The following is a 20207-nucleotide window of genomic DNA, read 5'->3' as shown; positions in this document are numbered from 1 at the left end:
ACATTCCCACAAGGAGACACAGCATGAATGAAGCCGTCATCGTATCGACCGCCCGCACGGGCCTTGCCAAGTCCTGGAAGGGCGCGTTCAACATGACGCACGGCGCCACCCTGGGCGGCCACGTGCTGGCGGCCGCCATCGAGCGCGCGCGCATCGAGGCGGAGGAAGTGGAAGACGTGCTGGTCGGTTGCGCCTTCCCCGAAGGCGCCACGGGCGGCAACATCGCGCGCCAGGTCGCCTTGCGCGCAAGCTGCCCCGTCACGACGGCCGGCATGACCGTCAACCGCTTTTGTTCCTCGGGCTTGCAGGCCATCGCCCTGGCGGCACAACGCATCATCGCCGGAGAAGGCGATATCTATGCGGCGGGCGGCGTGGAATCGATTTCCTGCGTGCAAAATGAAATGAATACACATATGTACCGCGATGTCTGGCTGCAGCAGCACAAGCCGGAAGTGTACTGGCCCATGCTGCAGACGGCTGAAACCGTGGCCAAGCGCTACCAGATTTCGCGCGAGCGCCAGGATGTGTATGGCGCGCAAAGCCAGCAGCGCGCAGCAAGCGCCCAGGCCGCCGGCCTGTTCGACGCGGAAATCGTGCCGATGACCACCATCATGGGCGTGGCCGACAAGGCCAGCGGCATGCTGGTGTCGCGCGAAGTGACGATCTCCAGCGACGAAGGCATCCGCTTTGATACCACCTACGAAGGCGTAGCCAAGATCCGTTCCGCCATGCCCGGTGGCGTCATCAGCGCCGGCAATGCCAGCCAGTTTTCCGACGGCGCTTCGATGGCCATCGTCATGAATGCGAAAGTGGCCGAAGCAAAAGGCTTGCAGCCGCTGGGCATTTTCCGCGGCTTCGCCGTGGCCGGCTGTGAACCCGATGAAATGGGCATCGGCCCCGTCTACGCGATTCCGAAACTGCTGAAAAAGGCGGGCTTGACGGTGGCTGACGTCGGCCTGTGGGAACTCAACGAAGCGTTTGCCGTGCAAGTGCTGTATTGCGCCGACACCCTGGGCATCCCCATGGAGCGCCTGAATGTGAACGGTGGCGCGATTGCCGTTGGCCATCCGTACGGCGTGTCGGGCGCGCGCCTGACGGGCCACGCCTTGATCGAAGGCAAGCGCCGTGGCGTCAAATATGTGGTGGTGACCATGTGCATCGGCGGCGGGCAGGGTGCGGCCGGGCTGTTCGAAGTCGTCTAAGTAATCCTCAGGAAATTATTGTGAATTTATGACGAACAGAACCGGATGCTATGCAAGGCGCCCGCTGCGACGCAGTGCGAGCACTGCTAGCAGAGGGCAACGCCGCAGAGCGCCGGTTATGGAAGTCAGAAATCGCAAGAATTTATTGGGGGTTACTTGGTCTGGCGTGGTGGCGTGCGTGCTGCAGAGTGGGCCGATAGCGGTTACAGTATCGGCTCCCTTTGCCTACTCGCACCCGCCATGATCAAGCACATCGTTTTCTGGAAACTCAAAGACCACGCCGAAGGCGCCGACCGCGCCACGAACGCCTTGAAGCTCAAGGCCCTGCTCGATTCCTGTTCCGGGCTGGTACCCGGCATCCTGAAATTCGAAGCGGCCGTGGCCCAGCCTGGCCTGGAAGCGACCTACGACATCGTCCTGTACAGCGAATTCGCCAGCCGCGCAGCGCTCGACGCTTACCAGAACCACCCCGAGCACGTCAAAATCAAGCCGTTTTTTGGGGCCGTGCGGGAAGCAAGGCAGTGCATGGATTACGAAATTTGAAAACCCGTTAACCCCAAAGCGAAGGGCTGGGGTCGAACCCTCAGGGTTCGACCCCAGTAGTCGCCTTTGGGTTTCATTTGATTAATAACAGGAGCATTCATGACCACCTACCAATGCATCGTCCTCGCCTCGCGCCCCACAGCCGAAGTGCAGCCAGATAACTTCCGCCTGGAAACGAAAGACATTCCCGCCATCACGGATGGCCAGTTATTGGTGCGTAACCAGTACCTGTCGCTCGATCCCTACATGCGCGGGCGCATGAGCGCGAATAAAAGCTATGCGGCGCCGCAAGCGCTCGATGAAACCATGATCGGCGGCACGGTGGGCGTGGTGCTGGAATCGAAGCATCCGAAGTTCGCCGTGGGCGACACGGTCGTGGGGACCTTGGGCTGGACGGAAGTGGCCGTATCGGACGGCACCATGCTGCGCAAGGTCGACACGACGCATATTCCCGCCTCCGCCTACCTGGGTGCCGTCGGCATGCCCGGCATGACGGCCTGGTATGGCTTGAACCAGATCATGGCGCCGAAAGCGGGCGAAACAGTCGTCGTGTCGGCCGCCAGCGGCGCCGTGGGCAGCGTCGTGGGCCAGCTGGCGAAACTGAAAGGTTGCCGCGTGGTCGGCATCGCCGGCGGCGCGGAAAAATGCCGCTATGTCGTCGAAGAACTGGGTTTCGATGCCTGCGTCGACTACAAGGCGGGCAGCTTGGCGTCCGACTTGGCGGCGGCGACGCCGGACGGCATCGACGCCATCTTTGAAAACGTGGGCGGCGCTATCTTTGATGCGGCCCTGGCGCGCACCAATGCGTTTGGCCGCGTGGCCGTGTGCGGCTGGATTGCCGGCTACAACGGCGAACCGACGCCGCTCGACAATGCGCGCCTGATCCTCACCAACCGCCTCACCGTGCGCGGTTTCATCGTCTCGGAACAGCCGGAATTCTGGCCGCAAGGCCTGGCAGAACTGGGCACCCTGGTGGCGACGGGCAAGCTGACATTCCGCGAATCCGTGGCCGACGGCCTGGCCAGCGCACCGGAAGCCTTCATTGGCCTGTTGAAAGGCCGTAACTTCGGCAAGCAGCTGGTCAAGCTCAGCTGATCTCTCTGTGGACAGGCAGGCCGTGCGACAATAACGGCCTGTCTCTTTCTACATTACACCATGACCAAGCACACCATCCGCCTCGGCGACTGGGCCACCCTGGGCCCTGACGCGACCGCCATCCGTTTTGAAGTTTTCGTTGATGAACAGAAAGTGCCGGCCGAGATCGAACTCGACGACATGGACGCCGTCTGCCTGCACGCCGTCGCCTATGACGGGGCCGGCAAGGCCATCGGCACGGGCCGATTATTGCCGGACGGCCATATCGGCCGCATGGCCGTGCGCCAGCCGGGCCGCGGTACGGGCGTGGGCGGCGCCATCTTGACCTTGCTGATGGACAAGGCGCGCGCACGCGGCGATGCCGCCGTGGTGCTGAACGCGCAAACCGTGGCCGCGCCATTTTATGCGCGCCACGGTTTCGTGCAGCTGGGGGAGCAATTTGAAGAGGCGGGGATTGCGCATGTGGAGATGCGGCTGGTGTTCCAGGGTGTTGTCGGATTACGCGCGTAGCGCTAATCCGACCTACGACGTCAACGGTAGGTCGGGTTAGCGCGCAGCGCGTAACCCGACACCACCAGCACCATCAGTTCTGCGCGTGGCTCTGGCGCCATTTATCGAGAATTACGGCCAGCACGATCACGACACCCTTCGCCACATACTGCCAGAACGACGACAGGCCCAAGATCGTCAAGCCATTGTTCATCACGCCGATGATCAGCGCGCCGATGACGGTGCCCCAGACGGAACCCACGCCGCCCATCAGGCTCGTGCCACCGAGTACGACGGCCGCGATGGCATCGAGTTCATAACCGGTACCCCAGTTACCGTTGGCCGCATACAGGCGGCTGGCCGACATGGCGCCGCCCAGGCCGGCGAACAGGCCGCTGATGGTGTAGACAAACATCAGCACGAGGCCGACCTTGATGCCCGTCAAGCGGGCCGCCTGGATATTGCCGCCGACGGCGTAGATATGCAGGCCCAGGGTCGTCTTGCGCAAAATAAACCACGTCAGCACGACGACGGCCGCCGCCAGCCAGATCAGCCAGGGGATGGCCAGGAAGCTGCCGTTGCCCATCCATTCGAAGCTGGGGATTTCCGTGTTCAGCACGCTGGTGCCGTCGGCGAACAGGTAGGCGGCGCCGCGCAGGGCCGTCATGGTGCCCAGGGTGACGACGAAGGGGTTCAGGCCGACGAGGGCTACCAGCACGCCGTTCAGGGCGCCCAGCAGCAAGCCGACGATGAGGAAGGTGGGAATCGAAAAGCCGGCGAACTGCGCCGACAGCGACATCAGCATGCCCGCCACGGCCGAGACGGCCAGCACGGAGCCGACCGATAAATCGATGCCACTGGTCAGAATGACGAAGGTCATGCCGGACGCCAGCACGATGTTGATCGATACTTGGCGGAAGATGTTCATGGTGTTATTGCTGGTCATGAAGGTCGACGTGCCGTCGGCCGAGAAATACACGGTCAGGCCGTACATGGCCAGGTACAGCACGACCAGCACGGGCAGCATGCCCAGGCGGCGCATCAGGTTCGAGGCATTGAAGGGTTCGCCGGCGCGTGCGGCGCCGCGGGTGGTAGTTGTCATGATTTGCTATCTCCTGTTGATTATTCTTATGCCGCTTCCAGCTGCGTGGCATAGGCGAGGATGTTTTCCTGCGTGATGTCGTCGCCCGTCACTTCGCCCGTCAGGCGTCCTTCGCACATCACCATCACGCGGTCGCAAATGCCGACCAGCTCGGCCAGTTCGCTGGAAATGCACAGCACGGCCGTGCCCGCATCCGCCAACTGGTGGATGATTTTATAGATTTCGCTCTTCGCGCCCACGTCCACGCCGCGCGTCGGTTCGTCGAGGATCAGCACTTTCGGTGCAATGGCCAGCCAGCGCGCCAGCAAGACTTTCTGCTGGTTGCCGCCAGACAATCCCCCCACGATGCCTTCCGGGCCCGAGACTTTCACGTTGAGGTTGGCAATCGCCTCGCGCGTCAGCTGCGTCAGGGCGCCACGGTTGACCACGCCCGCCGTGGAATGCCTGGACAGGATATTCATCGACATGTTTTCCATGGCCGACAATTGCATGAACAAGCCCAGGCTCTTGCGGTCTTCGGGCAAATAGCCGATGCCGTGGCGTATCGCCGCCAGCGGTTGCTTGATGTGTACTTCCTGGCCGTCGAGCCACACTTGCCCCGATTGCTTCTTGTCGGCGCCAAAGATCAGCCGCGCCAGTTCCGTGCGGCCCGCGCCGACCAGGCCGGCAAGTCCCGTCACTTCGCCCGCATGCAGGGCGAACGAGGCAGGCTTGACCTTGCCGCCGCCCACGTTTTCCACGCGCAGGCGCTCGGCGCCCCGCGTGGTGCGCCGCTGGTGTGCATAAAAGTCGTCGGCGGGGCGGCCTACCATCATTTGCACGACTTTCTTTTGATCCAGTTCATCCTTGCCCAGTTCGCCCACATAGGCGCCGTCGCGCAGTACCGTGATGCGGCGCGCCAGGCGCTCCACCTCGGCCATGCGGTGGCTGATGTACAGCACGGCCAGGCCCTTGTCGCGCTGTTCTTCGATGATGCGGAACAATTGTTCGGTTTCCCGGTCGGACAGGGCCGCTGTGGGCTCATCCATGATCAGGATGCGGCTTTCGTGCACGAGGGCGCGGGCGATTTCCACCTGCTGCTGCTCGGCGATCGACAGGCTGGCCACCATGGTGTCGGCGTCGAAACGGGAACCGAGGTCGGCCAAGATGGCGTTGGTGCGCGCGCGCATTTCGCCGCCCTTGACGGTCCAGAACGGTCCTTGTGGTTCGCTGCCCATGAAGACGTTCTGCGCCACCGTCATGTTCTTGGCCACGCTCAGTTCCTGGTAAATCAGGTTGATGCCCAGCGCGCGGGCCTCGCCCGGGTTGCGGATCTTGATCGGCTTGCCGTCGAGGATGATTTCACCTGCGTCCGGCGTGTACACGCCCGAGAGGATTTTCATCAGGGTGCTCTTGCCGGCGCCATTCTCGCCCATCACGGCATGGATTTCGCCGCTGCGCACCGTCAGGTGCACGCCGCGCAGCGCGCGCGTGGCGCCAAAGCGCTTCTCGATGCCGCGCATTTCAAAAATAATATCGTCGCTCATGACTGTCCTTCCTTGCTGGTGAAACTGGCGCCGCCGGCTTGCGGGCAGGCGGCGCCACGTGGTTCAGGTCAGGCAGATCAGTTCTTTACCCAGCCCGTGTAGGTGGCGACGTTTTCCTTGGTGATGGCCGGGGTCGGCAACAGCACCATGGTCTGTTTCGGCGTGCGGCCGTTCATGATGTCGTAGCCCATTTGCACGGCGTCGGTGGCCATGCGGTACGGGTTTTGCGCCGAGGTGGCGGCAAACAGGCCGGCCTTGTTTTTCAGGGCGTTCTGGCCGTCGGGCGCGCCGTCGACGGCCGTGATCAGTTTGACGTCCGTGCGCTTCGATTGCTTGATCGCCAGTTCGGCGCCGATGCCCGTCGGGTCATTGATGGCGAACACGCCATCGATCTTCGGATAGGCCGTCAGCAAGTTCGACATCACGGTCATGCCGCCGTCGCGGCTGCCGCCCGCGTTCTGGTTGTCGGACAGGATCTTGATATCCTTGAAGGCGGCCAGGGTTTTCTTGCAGCCGTTGACACGGTCGATCACGGACGTGACCGGTGGGCCGTTGAGGATCACCACATTGCCCTTGCCGCCGATCTGCTTGGCCAGGTAGGCGCACGACACGTCGCCGGCCATGGTGTTGTCGGACATCACCGTGGCCGAAGCGCCCACGGCGCCCACGTCGACAGCGATCACGACCACGCCCGCGTTGCGCGCTTTCTTGATGGCCGGTGCGATGCCCTTGGAATCGACGGCGTTCAGGATGATGATGTCGGTCTTGTTGGCAATGAAGTTCTCGATCTGGTCCACCTGGGTGTTCAGGTCATACTTGCTCGACACCGTGGTGACTTTCACGCCAGGGCCACCGAGCTTTTTCGCGCTTTCTTCCGCGCCGCGGCCAATCGCCACGAAGAACGGGTTGGCCAGGTCGCCGACGCTCACGCCGATCGATTTCAATGGCTTGTCGGCGGCAAAGGCGCCGCAGGCGGCGGACAGCAGCAGGGTGGCGGTAATGACTTTTTTCATGAGGATCTCCAAGGGTTTTTATTGTAAAAACAAACGGTGCTACGGGTGAAAAACTATTAAGTTCTTAACTTTTCAATCATGGCGTCCAGCTTGCCCGCATCGACGGCAAAGCCGCGTATGCCTTCGGCCAGTTTCTCTGTCGCCATCGCATCGTCGTTCAAGGCGTAGCGGAAGGCCGCTTCGTCATACGTGATGGCCGGCTGCGCCGCGCCCAGGTCGCCGCCCAGCGCGCGCTCGAACGGTTCGCTTGACGCTTCGAGTTTCGCCAGCAAGTCCGGGCTGATGGTCAGCAAGTCGCAGCCGGACAAGGCCGTGATCTGGCCCACGTTGCGGAAGCTGGCGCCCATCACTTGCGTGGCGATGCCATGTTGCTTGTAGTAATTAAAGATGCGCGTGACCGATTGCACGCCTGGATCGTTGGACAAGCTGCGCGCCGCTTCGTCCCATGCCGCGCCCAGCGATTTTTTATGCCAGTCGTAGATGCGGCCCACGAATGGCGAAATCAGCCGTACTTTCGCATCGGCGCAGGCGACGGCCTGGCAAAATGCGAACAGCAGGGTCAGGTTGCAAAAGATGCCGTCCTGCTCCAGTTCGCGCGCCGCCTGGATGCCTTCCCAGGTGGCGGCGATCTTGATCAGCACGCGCTCGCGTTTTACTCCAGCCTGCTCGTACAGGGCGATCAGCCGGCGCGCCCGGGCCACGGTGGCGGCGCGGTCAAAGCTCAAGCGGGCATCGACTTCCGTCGAGACGCGGCCCGGCACGACTTTCAAAATCTCCAGGCCGAAGCGCACCAGCACTGCATCGACGATATCGTCCAGCGAGGCGGATGTATGCGCGGCAACTGTGCTTTCCAGCAAAGGCGCGTAATCGGGCTGCAGCACGGCTTTTAAAATCAGCGACGGGTTGGTGGTGGCGTCTTGCGGCGCGAAACGGGCCAGTTGCAAGAAGTCGCCCGTGTCGGCGACGACGGTGCTGGTCTGTTTTAATTGTTGCAGCTGATTCATTACTCTTCCTTATCACTGAGTTGGTGCAAGGCTTGCACGGCGGGAAACAGGCTACGGTAGCGGCCGTAGCGGATGCTCAAGGCTGCGCTGTGCGCGGCATTGGGCAGGAAAGTGTTTTTGATGGGCAAACCCTGCGTCAGCAGGCTGGCGTCGCCGATGGCGGCAAAGCCCAGCTTGGCCGCGCCCAGGCTGGCAGACAGTTCGCTGTTGTGCAGGGTGCGCATTTCGCGCCCCAGCACATTGGCCAGCAATTGTGCCCAGCACTGGCTGCGCGCGCCGCCGCCCACCAGCATGCAGTGGGGAACCACGGCTCCCGTCGAGGTGACGGCCGCCATGGCGTCGCGCAAGGCAAACGCCACGCCTTCGAGCACGGCGTAGCCCAGCTGCGCCGGCGTGCTGTCATGGCCCAGTTGTAAGAAGGCGCCGCGCACTTTCGGGTCGTTATGCGGCGTGCGCTCGCCCGACAGATAGGGCAGGAACAGCGGTGCCGATGGCGCGATGGGGGCGTCGAGCGGCAGGGCGCTTTCCACCAGTGCCAGCAGGGCCGCTTCGTCGGGGAAGCCCAGCACGCCAGTGGCCCAGCGCAGGCAGCTGGCGCCGGACAGAATCGCGCCCATCGCATACCAGCGGCCGGGCAGGGCGTGGCAAAAGCTGTGCACGCCGCCGGCCGGGTTGCCCAGCGGCGCTTCGGTCACACTGACGATGGCGGCGCTGGTGCCCAGTGAAATGAAACTGTCGCCACCATTGACGGCGCCGATGCCCACGGCCGAGACGGGGTTGTCGCCGCCGCCACCAGCCACCACCACGTTTGCTGGCAAGCCCAGCTGGTCGGCGACGGCGGCCAGCACGGTGCCCGTGGCGGCGTCGCCTTCGGCCAGCGCCGGCATCTGTTCCACACGCAAACCGCAGGCGTCCAGCATGGGGGCGAACCAGGCGCGTTTGGCCTCGTCCAGCCACAGGGTACCGGCCGCGTCGGACATGTCCGTCAGTTTGATCCCAGTCAAGCGCAGGCGCAGATAGTCTTTCGGCGACAGCAAACAGGCGATGGCGGCAAAGGCATCCGGCTCGTGCTTTTGCAACCAAAGCAGTTTCGGCGCCGTCAGGCCCGCCATGGGCAGGCTGCCCGTCACGTCCGCATACGCCGGATAGTCGCGCGCCAGGCTGGCCGCTTCCGCTTCGGCGCGCGCATCGTTCCACAGGATGGCGGGACGGATCACGTTGTCGTTACTATCGAGCAGCACGGCGCCATGCATCTGGCCCGACAGGCCGATGCAGGCGATCTGCGCATAGTCTTGCGGCCAGGCGGCGCGCAGCTGGCCCAGCGCGCTGATGCAGGCGGCCCACCAGTCCTGCGGCGACTGTTCGGACCAGCCCGGCTGCGGCCGGCTCACGTCCAGGCGTACGGAAGCCTGGCCGCGCACGGCGCCGGTGCTGTCCATCAGCACGGTTTTCAGTTCGGAGGTACCGAGGTCGATACCGAGGGAAATCGCTGGATGCATAGTGTGTAGAGTAAAAAGTCAGGGGCAGCCGCAGGAGTTGCGTACGCGCAAGGTTGGCGATAGGCGCTGCACGTGCTGGACACGCTCAGGATGGGCGATACGTTCGATCAACAGGTCGACGGCCATGGCGCCCAGCTCTTCGAGCGGCTGGGCCATGACCGTCAGGCGGGGGCTGAAGTAATCGGCCCAGTCGAAATCATCGAAGCCGGCCAGCGCCACGTCTTGCGGAACCGCAATATGGGCGTCGCGCAAGGCATGCATGGTGCCGATGGTCATCAGGTTATTACCGGCCACGATGGCCGTTGGGCGCTGCCCAGGTGGCAGGGCCAGCAGTTCGCGCGTCGCCGCGCCACTGCGTTCGAGATTCGAGTCGCCCGAGCGCAGCAGTTCAGGATCAAAGGCGATGCCGGCGCGCTGCAAGGCCAGGCGGTAGCCGTCGATACGCTCGTGCGTCGTGGACAGGCCGGGCGCGCCCGCGATAAAACCGATGCGGCGGTGGCCGTGGGCCGCGATCAGATGGCTGACCAGTTCGGCCGTCGCCTCGGTGTTTTCCACGCCCACCTGGTCGAACGGTTGCGGCAACATGCGGTCGACCAGCACGGAAGCGATCTTGTTGCTGGTCAAATAGTCGAGCGTGCGGTTGTGCGGATCGCCGGACGGCGCCAGCACGATGCCGTCGACGCGGCGCTGGTGCAAGTTCTGCACCACTTTGAGTTCCTGCGCGGGATCGTCATGCGTATCGGAAAACAGCATCATCAAGCCGTGGCGCGTGCAGGCCGCCTCGATGGCGCGCACCGTTTCGCTGAAATAATGATTGGTGAAGGCGGAAATGGCCACGCCGATGGTGCCCGAGGACGAGCCGGCCAGCGCGCGCGCCAGCATGTTCGGCACATAGCCGATCTGCTGCATGGCCGCGTTGACGGCGGCGACGGTTTTCGGGCTGACCTTGCGGGTGCCGTTGAGTACGTGCGAAACGGTCGACAACGATACGTCCGCCGCCCGCGCTACATCTTCCATGGTGGCCATGGTGTCTCCTGATGGTTTTTTATTATTATGTGCTGCGATAGTGTGCGGCTGTGTCGCCGCGTTTGAATCTATCGTAAACAAAAGAAAGCGCTTGCGCAAGCGCTTTCTTTTTTGTGCGGACGCCTGCCGAGTGGCTTTTCGATGAAGAGAGGGGAAGCTTGCGTAGGTCGGATTAGCGCGCCAGAGGCGCGCGTAATCCGACATCGGGGACGGTGGTGATGTTGGTTGAGTGTGGTGGTGTTGTCGGGTTACGCGCTTGCGCGCTAACCCGACCTACCCGACCTACCCGACCTACCCCGACCTACTGAATCACCAGCTCATGCAATTCGCCGGGAGAATCCGGGAACAGTTTGACGACGGTGGACGTGCGCGTGCCGTAGCCCGGCGTTTCGATGCAGACGGCGGACAGCACGCGCTCGAGGTCGAGCGGCACGCCCGTGTCCGGCAAGCGGAAGTCGGGTGCGCGCGTGGTGTCGGCCAGCATGTCGAAATACGCATCGTCGGGCGCGCCCTGGCACAGCAGGCTGGCGAACTGGGCCTTGGTCTTCAGGACTTTCGGCCACGGCGCGTCCAGCAGGGCGTTCGACAAGCCGTAGATGCCCGGTTCCAGAGGCTGGCCATTGCGCGCGTCGCCGTCGCCGCGGTTGGAAAACCAGATCAGCGTCTGCGCGTCGCCCAGCACCAGATTAAAACCGTTGTAGGCTTTGCAGCCGGGGCGGATTTGCGCGATGTAGTCTTGCGGCGACATATTGCCGGCCAGATAGTCGGCCACCAGGGCGCCGCGCGAGGGGGCGTCCGGGTTGCGGTCTTGCGGGCTGCGGATGTTGGTGATGGCGGCAAAGCGCGAACTGCCGCTGCCGGCCTGCGTGATGCCCATCCAGCTGCCGCCCGCCTGCAGGTCGCGGCCCGCATACACTTGCGGGTGTTCGGGCCAGGCACCGGCGGGGGCGCTGGCGCGTTCATAGAATTCGTCGCGGTTGGCGGCGGCAATCAGCGGGATGTGCGGATTGACTTTCCAGGCAAAAACGATCAGGCACATGGAGGTAAATCCATGAACACTTCCGTATGCCGCGCGCCGGCCGTCAATGACAGCAAGCCCGCCTCGTCGGCGGCAGCGGCCAGCAGTTCGGCAAAACCTTCGCCGACGACGGGATAGATTTCCATCCACGTCTGCAAGCCATCCTTGACTTCCGGGCGGCGCTTCAGTTGCGGCGCTACGCCAGAGGCGGCCGCCAGTTTCGCTTGCAAGGCACGCACGCGCGCTTCCAGCGCCTGGGCGTGCTCTTCCTTTACCTGATAGTAAATGTACAAATCTTTCATGGCATTCTCACAAATCGAGTGCGTCGAGCACGTAAGGCATGGGCAGGAATTGCACGGCGGCGCCCTGGGCCGAGCCGTAGCGCACGGCGCCAGCGGCGCTTGAACCTTCCGCTATCGCCCCCAGTTTCATTTCAACGAGGGCGTCGATGCCGCCTACGCCATTGGGCGCGGCGTTGACGAGCATGCCGCAAGGCTGCACGGGGTCGCTGACGGTGTACAGTTCGCCACCGGCCACTGCCGCTGCGTCAGCGATGGTGACGAGGGTGGTGCGGCGCTTGAGCTTGCCCAGATACTGGCTGCGCGCGACGATTTCCTGGCCCGGATAGCAGCCTTTCTTGAAATTGACGCCGCCCAGCAGCTCGAAGTTGACCATTTGCGGCACGAATTGCTCTTGCGTGGCGGCCGTGATCTGCGGGATGCCTGCGTGGATGTCCGACAACTGCCAGGCATCCGTTCCGCCTTGCGCCAGCTGTTGCGCCAGTTGCGTCCACACGTCGCGCGCCGTGGCGGCCGACGTCAGCCATTCATAGCGAGCGCTGCCAAAGGCATCGGCTACGCGCAGCAGCGTGCCCAGCGCATGGTCGACCTTGCTGAACGGCGTGGCGGGCAGGGTGGGGAACCAGGCGGCCAGGGCGGCGCTGGCTTGCTTGCCGCCGAGGCCCAGGATCACTTGATTGGCCTCATCACAGGACGCATCGTGCAGCTTGGCCTTGGCGCGCAGCACGAACATCTGCAAGCGCTTCTGGATGGCCGGTTGTATGGCGCGCGGCAATTGCAGATAGATCGTGGTGGCGTTGCGCCACATCAGGAAACTGGCCAGCAAGCGGCCTTTCGGCGTGCAGTAGCCGGCCAGGCGCACTTGCTGCTGGTCCAGGTGTTCCACATCGTTGGTCAGCTGGCCGTGCAGGAAACTGGCTGCCTCGTCGCCGTTCAGGCCGATCAAGCCCTGGTCCGTGATGGCCGCGACAAAACCTTCTTGCAGCTGGGACACTGTCAGGGATTGGCCAAAATCATGGATAAGGGCGGCGGCGATAGGGGCGGTGCCGTCAGGCGCGCCATCGACGACGACGGGGCGGGCGCCTTGTGCGGTTAAAAATTGATTCCAGTTATTCATAATTTCCATTAGATCAGCGATTAAGCATTATCATTACGGGTTCATTATAGTGATGTCGCGCAGATCGCGTCGGCAGCGGCAAAATTGCCAGTGTTGGCGCCGCTTTGCACGCACTTGCTTCACAAATGAACGATCATAACAAGCGCGCGCTGCTCGCCAGCGGGCGCATCACAAGAATCGGAACAATGGCTTTCTTTAAAAAACTTGTAGTCAGTTCGGTCATCGCCGCCATCGGCGTCGGTGGTACTTTTGTGTACTGGGCGCAGCAGCCGATCACCACGGAAGGCGAGGCGATCCCGTTTACGATCACGCCGGGCAGCGGCGCGCATGCGGCCGGCCAGCAGATCGCGGACGCGGGCGTGCCCATCGTGCCCATCCTGTTCAACCTGCTGGCGCGCGTCGAAGGCAAGACGTCGAAGATCAAGGCCGGTTCCTACGAGCTGAAACCGGGCACGACGCCGCAGCGCCTGATCACGCAGCTGGCACGCGGTGAATTCGCGCAAGAGTCGCTGACCATCATCGAAGGCTGGACTTTCAAGCAGATGCGCATGGCCATGGCCAGCCATCCGGGCCTCAAGCACGATACCGTGGGCTTGTCCGACAAGGAGCTGATGGCGAAAATCAGCCCCGAGTTTGTGCAGCCGGAAGGCCTGTTCTTCCCGGATACCTATCTGTTCGCCAAGGGCGCCAGCGAAATGCAGATTTTCAAGCAGGCGCACACGGCCATGATAGGCCGCCTGTCCGAAGCGTGGGACAAGCGCGATCCGGCCCTGCCCTATAAAAACCCGTACGAGGCGCTGATCATGGCGTCCATCGTGGAAAAGGAAACGGGGCAAAAGTCCGAACGGGCCATGATCGCCGGCGTGTTCGTCAACCGCCTCAAGACGGGCATGCTGCTGCAGACGGACCCCACCGTGATCTATGGCATGGGCGACAACTACCAGGGCAAGATCCGCAAACGCGACCTGGAAGCGGACACCCCGTACAATACCTACACGCGCGGCGGCTTGCCGCCCACGCCGATTGCCCTCGCTGGCGCGCAATCGCTGACGGCGGCGCTGGCACCGGCCCGCACGCAAGCGCTGTATTTCGTCGCGCGCGGTGACGGCACCAGCCAGTTCTCGGCCAACTTGCTCGACCATAACCGCGCCGTGAACCAGTATCAGCGTTAATATAATTACAAGATTAAGAGTTTCATGACACAACACCATCAACCCCGTTTCATCACCTTCGAAGGCATCGATGGCGCGGGCAAGTCGACGCATATCGGCTTTGTGACCGACTATCTGCGGCAAAAGGGCGTGGCCCTCGTGTCATCGCGCGAACCGGGCGGCACCAGCCTGGGGGAAAAGCTGCGCGAACTGCTGCTGCATGAAAAGATGCACCTGGAAACGGAAGCCTTGCTGATGTTCGCCAGCCGCCGCGAACATATTGCGCAAGTCATCGCGCCGGCGCTCGAGCGTGGCGAGTGGGTCATTTCCGACCGCTTTACCGATGCCAGCTTCGCCTACCAGGGCGGCGGGCGGGGCATGGACTTGCGCAAGATGGAAGCGCTGGAAGCGTGGGTACATCCGCATCTGCAGCCGGACCTGACGTTCTTGTTCGACGTGCCGCTGGCTGTGGCCAGAGCCCGCCTGGACGCCACGCGTGAGCTCGACAAGTTCGAGCAGGAGCGATCGGACTTCTTTGCCGCCACGCGCAACGAGTACCTGCGCCGCGCCGCCCAGTTCCCGGAACGCTTCCGCATCATCGATGCCACGCAAAGCATCGCCGATATCCAGGTACAGCTCGCGCAACTGCTTGATGTTTTGCTTGAGCAAAGCGTTGCAACCGTATGATTTTATAGAAATAAAGAATGATCAGTTCTCTCTATCCCTGGCAGCAGGACGCCTGGCAGCAATTGCAAGCTTTGCGCCCGCGTATGCCGCACGCCATTTTGTTCCATGGCGCGCAAGGCATCGGCAAGGCCGACTTCATCGAGCATTTCGCGCAAGCCTTGCTGTGCGAGGACGTGCGCGCCGACGGCCATGCCTGCGGTGCGTGCGCCTCGTGCGGCTGGTTTAGCCAGGGCAACCATCCCGATTACCGCCGGGTCCGTCCGGAAGCGCTGGAAGATGAAGTGGCGGACGACGGCGAAGAGGGCGAGGGCGCGAAGAAAAGCGCCAAGACCAAGACGCCGTCGAAAGACATCAAGATCGAGCAGATCCGCAACCTGGCCGACTTCATGAACATTTCCACGCACCGCCAGGGCTTGCGCGTGGTGGTGCTGTACCCGGCCGAGGCATTGAACACGCCGGCGTCGAACGCCTTGCTGAAAACTCTGGAAGAACCGCCGCCGGGCACCGTGTTCCTGCTGGCATCGAACAGCCTGGACCGATTGCTGCCGACGATATTGTCGCGTTGCCGCAAGTTTGCCTTGCCCATGCCCAGCCACGAGCAGGCCCTGGCCTGGCTCAAGGCCCAAGGCTTGAACGATGCGGACAGCTGGCTGCGCGAGCAGGGCGGCGCGCCGCTGGCCGCGCTGGCCCAGTCCGAATCGGGTGGCCGCGAAGAAACGGAACAGTTGCTGCAAGTGCTGGCCAATCCCGGCGTGGAAGCGGCGTTGAAAGCGGCGGACAAATTGCAGAAGGCCCCGCTGGCGCCGCTGGTGGCATCGTTGCAGCGCTGGCTGTACGACGTGTTTTCCGTCAAATTGTCCGGCACCATCCGCTACTACCCGCGCCACCGGCGCGAGCTGGAAGCCTTGGCAGGACGCATCAACGTCAGTCGTTTGATGGCCGCCATCAAGGCCGCCAACGAGCGCCGGGCGATCGCCGAGCATCCTTTGTCGCCCAAGCTGTTTCTGGAAGATATGCTGCTCGATTACGCATCAAGTTGCCAATAGAATCAAGCACTTGCATTGCCAAGTTCATCCAGATTGTTTGGTGCTTGGCGCGCTTGGCGATTGGAGTGACTCAGCCGCAGGCGCGCGTGCAACTGCGGTAGCGTACTTCACACGCTTGCTGGCGTTCGGCGCGCCGGGCACGGAAGGCCTGGGCTTCTGTCGGGCGCAGCTGCTCCGCTTGCGCGTCGACATTCCTGCCGGCGGCAACGTAGGGATTGCTGCTGGGTTTCATCGACAAGATGGGGCTGGTGTCGTTTTCCGTCGCGCCTTGCACTTGCGCGCGGCAATCCTGGCGTGCCGACGCGCACACAGGTGCGCACAAGCCCGCCTCGGGGATGGCCTTGGGCGCGTCGCGCTTGTCTTGTGCATGCGCAGGCGCTGTCAGGGCCAGGCAGGCCAGCAGTATCAAAGGGCCGGCAACTTTCAGCATGAACACTCTCCACGTTTCCGCGCACAACCCCATGGCTGCGCACCGGCCGCTCACTATACATCTTGATAATTTTTTTGACCAGGGCGCCATGTCCGTTTGCCACGCCCGAAACCCGGTGTTACAGTCAATGCACTGGACAGCAACGGAGGCGGGCATGAAACGGGTCACTGGCATCGGCGGCATCTTCTTCCACGCGCAAGACCCGGCCGCGCTGCGCGCCTGGTACCAGCGCCACCTGGGCCTGGACGTGCAGCCGTGGGGCGGGGCCGCCTTCAGCTGGACGGATGCCGAAGGCCAGCCCACGGGCGGCACCACCATCTGGTCCGTGGCATCAGCGGACAGCGGGCAGTTCGCGCCCGGCAAGGCTGCCTTCATGGTCAATTACCGGGTCGACGACCTCGACGCGCTGCTGCAAGCCTTGCGCGACGAAGGCTGCACGGTGCTGGAGAAGGCGCCCGAGTCGGAATATGGCCAGTTCGGCTGGGTCATCGATCCCGAGGGCAACAAGGTGGAGCTGTGGCAGCCGCCCGAGGGGCAATAGGCCAGCCAGGCGCCAGATCAGCGATAATATCGGCTCTGCCAACCATTCTATTTATTTATGCGCGACATTATTGCTGGATTTCTACGCTTCCAAAAAGAGGTTTTTCCCGCGCGCCGCGAGTTATTCAAGACCCTGGCCACGGGACAAACCCCGAAGGCCCTGTTCATTTCCTGCTCGGACAGCCGCATGGTGCCGGAACTGGTGACGCAGCGCGAGCCAGGCGAACTCTTCGTGATCCGCAACGCGGGCAACATCGTGCCCTCGTACGGCCCGGAACCGGGCGGCGTCAGCGCCACGGTGGAATTTGCCGTGTCCGCCCTGAACGTGAGCGATATCGTCATTTGCGGCCATTCCGATTGCGGTGCGATGAAGGCGATCGCCACCTGCGCCTGCCTCGACCACATGCCGGCCGTGCGCAGCTGGCTGCACCATGCCGACGCAGCGCGCATGATCAACGAGTCGATCGAGCATCCGACGGAACAGTCGCGCATCGACGGCATGGTACGCGCCAACGTGGTGGCGCAACTGAATAACCTGCGTACCCATCCCTCGGTGGCGCTGGCCATGGCGCAAAACCGGCTGACCCTGCACGGCTGGGTGTACGACATCGAGAACGGCTCCCTCGACGCGCTCGACGAGTCGACCGGCAATTTCGTTCCGCTGGCGGAACACCCGGCCTCGCAGCTGTAATCGGCTGCCAGCATCCGCACCGCCACGGCAGGGGGCTGCGCCCAGCGCTTCCCCTGCCAGTTTTTGCTCCCTCCGGTACAATCCCGCCTTATGTATATCGATTCCCATTGCCATATCAATTTCCCCGAGCTGGCCGCTCGCATGCCCGAGATTCTCGCCAAGATGGCCGAGAACAAGGTGACGCACGCGCTGTGCGTGTCCGTCGACTTGCCGGACTTCCCGCAGGTGCTGGCTTTGGCCGAGCAGTATCCGCACATTTTCGCTTCCGTCGGCGTGCATCCCGACTACGAAGACACGCCTGAACCGTCCGTGGAAGACCTGGTGCGCCTGGCCGACCATCCGAAGATCATCGCCATCGGCGAGACGGGCCTCGACTATTTCCGCCTGACGGGCGACCTCGAATGGCAGCGCGAGCGTTTTCGCACGCACATCAAAGCTTCAAGAATCACGCGCAAGCCCTTGATTATTCACACACGGGCGGCCAGTGAAGACACCATCCGCATCATGCGCGAAGAGGGCGCGGGCGTATCCGACGGCGGCGTGGCCGGCGTCATGCATTGCTTTACGGAATCCCTGGAAGTGGCGCGCGCCGCCATCGACATGGGTTTCTACATTTCCTTTTCCGGCATCGTCACGTTCAAAAGCGCGAAGGATTTGCAAGCCGTGGCGCTGGAAGTACCGCTCGAGCGCATCCTGATCGAGACGGACTCGCCGTATCTGGCGCCCGTGCCGTTCCGCGGCCGCATGAACGAACCGGGCTACGTGGCCCACGTTGCGGAATACCTGTCGACCCTGAAAGGCATCCCGCTGGCCCAGGTGGCGCAGCAGACGACGAATAATTTCTTCAAGCTATTCAATCAGTTGCCATAATTTCTTAAGGTAAAACATGATGAAAAAACTCGCGCTGGCGATGCTGCTGTGCTGTGCCACCGCCAGTCATGCGGCGCCGGATCCGGACAGCTTCTTCCGTGCCGTCTCCGTCAACAACGCCAGCGGCGTGCGCAGCATGCTGGCGGACGGCATGAACCCGAACCAGCCTGATACGCAGCGCGGCGACATTCCCCTCGTGCTGGCCCTGCGCGACGATGCGGACAAAGTGTTCAAGCTGCTGCTCGATGCGCCGGGCATCGACCTCGAAGCGCGCTCGGCGAATGGCAACACGGCGCTGATGATGGCCGCCTACAAGCACAAGCAGGACGCCGTGAACGCCTTGCTGGCCAAGGGCGCCAAGGTCAACCAGAGCGGCTGGACGGCGCTGCACTATGCGGCCTCGGCCGGCGACTTGCCCATCATGAAGATTTTTCTGGAGCGCGACGCCGTGGTCGATGCGCGCGCGCCGGCCAACGTCACGCCGCTGATGTTCGCCGCCCGCGAAGGACAGGAGGGCGCCGTCAAGCTGCTGCTGTCCTGGGGCGCGGACGCCAGCCTGAAAAGCGATCATGGCTGGACGGCCGCGCAGTTCGCCCAGGCGGGCGACAAGCCCGGCGTGGTGGCCATCATCGAAGCGGCACAGAAGGCGCGCGCTGGACGTAAATAAGGACATGTAAGTAATCTTTCCAGCAATATTTTCCATGCCAGCGCTGAAACTGGCATGGAATTGCCTCTCACCTCAGCCCTTTGTTCTCCCTGCCGATTAACGATAATGAGTATGTCGCATTAATCAGGAGATCGTCGCATGGGCCATCACATCAACGTCAGGCGCCGGCTGTACTGTCGCCGCCCCGCGCGCAGCCCGTGCAATATCACTGCTTTCTGGAATGACAAAACCGATCGGCCATCGGAGCCAGACTCCAAGAGGACAGACATGCTGAATGAACGAGAAATCGAGAGTTGTTACCTGGGGCAATTTATCCCCGTCCATTACCATCACAATATGTTGATGGATCAGAACCGCATGCACGGGTTCAAGTCGGCGATCGATTACGCGGTGAAACCTGGCATGAAGGTGCTGGAACTGGGCGGAGGCACGGGCGTGCTGTCGTGGTTTGCGGCCGCGCGCGCCGACAAGGTGTGGTGCGTGGAATTCAATCCGGACATGGTCAAGGAAGCGCGCAAGATGCTGGCGCTCAATCCCAACGGGGAAAAAGTCGAAGTCGTCCACGCGGACGCCTTTGAATACCTGCCGCCCGAGCCCGTCGACGTGGTCATTTGCGAAATGATCCATGTGGGCATGCTACGCGAAAAGCAGGTGGAAGTGATCGAATCGTTCAAGCGCCGCTACCTGGCCCGTTTCGGCGGTCCGCTGCCCATCTTCCTGCCCGAAGCCGTCATCATGGCCGTGCAGCCGATGCAGCAGGAATATGACTTCGAGGGCTTTTACGCGCCCATCGTGCAATTCCAGGAAACCGCGGCCATCCACCCGGGCGTGCAGGAACTGGCGCCGCCTGCCGTGTACAGCATCATCGACTTCAGCCAGCCGACGGACAGCGTATTCGGTTTCGACGGCAAGTTTGTCGTTGAGCGCAGCGGCACCCTGAACGCCTTGCGCTTCGTCACCAAGAACATCCTGGCCGTGGTGCCCGAGCGCTCGACCACCATCGACTGGCTGAACCACTACATGTGTCTGCCGCTGGCCGCGCCGGTGGCCGTGAAGGCGGGCGACGTGCTGCAAGTGAGTTTCCAGTACCGCGCGGGCGGTTCGATCCCCTCGCTGGAAGCGTCGATCCGCGCCCAGGTGATCTACGATGTCAACTTGCAGCCAGTAGTACAGAACGCCGTCTACGCCTGAA

The 20207-nt window shown here is 62.7% G+C and carries 22 protein-coding genes; 12 read left to right on the top strand and 10 right to left on the bottom strand.

Going from position 1 to position 20207, the window contains the following annotated elements; translation table 11 throughout:
* Positions 1-23 precede the first annotated feature (23 nt).
* From C8C92_RS15645 to C8C92_RS15630, 4 genes are all read left to right on the top strand, one after another.
* Positions 24-1202 carry an acetyl-CoA C-acyltransferase gene (locus tag C8C92_RS15645; RefSeq protein WP_116744514.1) on the top strand — a complete coding sequence of 393 codons (1179 nt, stop codon included), beginning with the start codon at positions 24-26 and terminating at the stop codon, positions 1200-1202.
* Between the two features lie 240 nt (positions 1203-1442).
* Entirely contained in the window at positions 1443-1745 is a 303-nt protein-coding gene (locus tag C8C92_RS15640) for a Dabb family protein (protein ID WP_099763690.1), read from the top strand.
* A gap of 99 nt (positions 1746-1844) precedes the next feature.
* Complete coding sequence (locus tag C8C92_RS15635; protein ID WP_116744513.1) at positions 1845-2840, top strand: NADP-dependent oxidoreductase; 996 nt, start codon at positions 1845-1847, stop codon at positions 2838-2840.
* A gap of 60 nt (positions 2841-2900) precedes the next feature.
* Entirely contained in the window at positions 2901-3350 is a 450-nt protein-coding gene (locus tag C8C92_RS15630; RefSeq protein ID WP_116744512.1) for a GNAT family N-acetyltransferase, read from the top strand.
* Between the two features lie 73 nt (positions 3351-3423).
* On the opposite strand, the gene C8C92_RS15625 is transcribed toward C8C92_RS15630, so the two are convergent.
* From C8C92_RS15625 to C8C92_RS15585, 9 genes are all read right to left on the bottom strand, one after another.
* Positions 3424-4431: a ribose ABC transporter permease gene (locus C8C92_RS15625; RefSeq protein WP_099763693.1), complete on the bottom strand. Its 1008-nt coding sequence runs from the start codon at positions 4429-4431 to the stop codon at positions 3424-3426.
* Between the two features lie 26 nt (positions 4432-4457).
* Positions 4458-5957 carry a sugar ABC transporter ATP-binding protein gene (locus tag C8C92_RS15620; RefSeq protein WP_116744511.1) on the bottom strand — a complete coding sequence of 500 codons (1500 nt, stop codon included), beginning with the start codon at positions 5955-5957 and terminating at the stop codon, positions 4458-4460.
* A 77-nt stretch (positions 5958-6034) separates the two neighbouring features.
* On the bottom strand, positions 6035-6970 hold the full coding sequence (locus C8C92_RS15615; protein WP_099763695.1) for an ABC transporter substrate-binding protein: 936 nt from the start codon (positions 6968-6970) through the stop codon (positions 6035-6037).
* Between the two features lie 56 nt (positions 6971-7026).
* Positions 7027-7974, bottom strand: a complete 948-nt coding sequence (gene tal, locus C8C92_RS15610; RefSeq protein ID WP_116744510.1) for a transaldolase — start codon at positions 7972-7974, stop codon at positions 7027-7029.
* A complete protein-coding gene (gene xylB / locus C8C92_RS15605; protein ID WP_207781090.1) occupies positions 7974-9461 on the bottom strand; it encodes a xylulokinase in 1488 nt (495 codons plus the stop codon). The genes tal and xylB overlap by 1 nt, the downstream gene beginning before the upstream one ends.
* Positions 9462-9491: 30 nt before the next feature.
* Positions 9492-10499 (bottom strand): LacI family DNA-binding transcriptional regulator, encoded by a 1008-nt coding sequence (locus tag C8C92_RS15600; protein ID WP_116744508.1) that lies wholly within the window; start codon positions 10497-10499, stop codon positions 9492-9494.
* Between the two features lie 301 nt (positions 10500-10800).
* A complete protein-coding gene (locus C8C92_RS15595; protein ID WP_099763699.1) occupies positions 10801-11538 on the bottom strand; it encodes an NRDE family protein in 738 nt (245 codons plus the stop codon).
* On the bottom strand, positions 11529-11819 hold the full coding sequence (locus C8C92_RS15590; RefSeq protein WP_071077248.1) for a DUF4936 family protein: 291 nt from the start codon (positions 11817-11819) through the stop codon (positions 11529-11531). The genes C8C92_RS15595 and C8C92_RS15590 overlap by 10 nt, the downstream gene beginning before the upstream one ends.
* A 7-nt stretch (positions 11820-11826) precedes the next feature.
* Positions 11827-12942, bottom strand: a complete 1116-nt coding sequence (locus C8C92_RS15585; RefSeq protein ID WP_116744507.1) for a folate-binding protein YgfZ — start codon at positions 12940-12942, stop codon at positions 11827-11829.
* 176 nt (positions 12943-13118) lie between these two features.
* On the opposite strand from C8C92_RS15585, the gene mltG reads away from it, so the two are divergent.
* Genes mltG through C8C92_RS15570 form a run of 3 tightly spaced genes read left to right on the top strand, consistent with a single transcriptional unit; the run spans position 13119 to position 15817 of the window.
* Complete coding sequence (gene mltG, locus C8C92_RS15580; RefSeq protein WP_116744506.1) at positions 13119-14105, top strand: endolytic transglycosylase MltG; 987 nt, start codon at positions 13119-13121, stop codon at positions 14103-14105.
* A gap of 24 nt (positions 14106-14129) precedes the next feature.
* Positions 14130-14771, top strand: a complete 642-nt coding sequence (tmk, locus tag C8C92_RS15575) for a dTMP kinase (protein WP_099763702.1) — start codon at positions 14130-14132, stop codon at positions 14769-14771.
* Positions 14772-14788: 17 nt separating this feature from the next.
* On the top strand, positions 14789-15817 hold the full coding sequence (locus tag C8C92_RS15570) for a DNA polymerase III subunit delta' (protein WP_116744505.1): 1029 nt from the start codon (positions 14789-14791) through the stop codon (positions 15815-15817).
* Positions 15818-15887: 70 nt separating this feature from the next.
* Here the strand turns inward: C8C92_RS15570 and C8C92_RS15565 are convergent, their stop codons facing one another.
* Positions 15888-16247: a hypothetical protein gene (locus tag C8C92_RS15565; RefSeq protein ID WP_116744504.1), complete on the bottom strand. Its 360-nt coding sequence runs from the start codon at positions 16245-16247 to the stop codon at positions 15888-15890.
* Between the two features lie 154 nt (positions 16248-16401).
* Between C8C92_RS15565 and C8C92_RS15560 the strand changes: the two genes are divergently transcribed.
* The 5 genes from C8C92_RS15560 to C8C92_RS15540 all read left to right on the top strand — a co-directional run bounded on the left by C8C92_RS15560 (position 16402) and on the right by C8C92_RS15540 (position 20206).
* Positions 16402-16788 (top strand): VOC family protein, encoded by a 387-nt coding sequence (locus C8C92_RS15560; protein WP_116744503.1) that lies wholly within the window; start codon positions 16402-16404, stop codon positions 16786-16788.
* A 57-nt stretch (positions 16789-16845) separates the two neighbouring features.
* Positions 16846-17478 (top strand): carbonic anhydrase, encoded by a 633-nt coding sequence (locus C8C92_RS15555; RefSeq protein WP_096235528.1) that lies wholly within the window; start codon positions 16846-16848, stop codon positions 17476-17478.
* 90 nt (positions 17479-17568) lie between these two features.
* The gene (locus tag C8C92_RS15550; RefSeq protein ID WP_116744502.1) at positions 17569-18348 is read left to right on the top strand and encodes a TatD family hydrolase; all 780 of its coding nucleotides are present in this window, start codon (positions 17569-17571) and stop codon (positions 18346-18348) included.
* 16 nt (positions 18349-18364) lie between these two features.
* On the top strand, positions 18365-19015 hold the full coding sequence (locus C8C92_RS15545) for an ankyrin repeat domain-containing protein (RefSeq protein WP_116744501.1): 651 nt from the start codon (positions 18365-18367) through the stop codon (positions 19013-19015).
* Positions 19016-19282: 267 nt separating this feature from the next.
* A complete protein-coding gene (locus C8C92_RS15540; RefSeq protein WP_116744500.1) occupies positions 19283-20206 on the top strand; it encodes a methyltransferase domain-containing protein in 924 nt (307 codons plus the stop codon).
* Position 20207: the final 1 nt, after the last annotated feature.

Source organism: Janthinobacterium sp. 78, from assembly GCF_003096775.1.
Classification (GTDB): domain Bacteria; phylum Pseudomonadota; class Gammaproteobacteria; order Burkholderiales; family Burkholderiaceae_D; genus Janthinobacterium; species Janthinobacterium tructae.
This window is presented reverse-complemented; position numbering and strand designations above follow the sequence as displayed.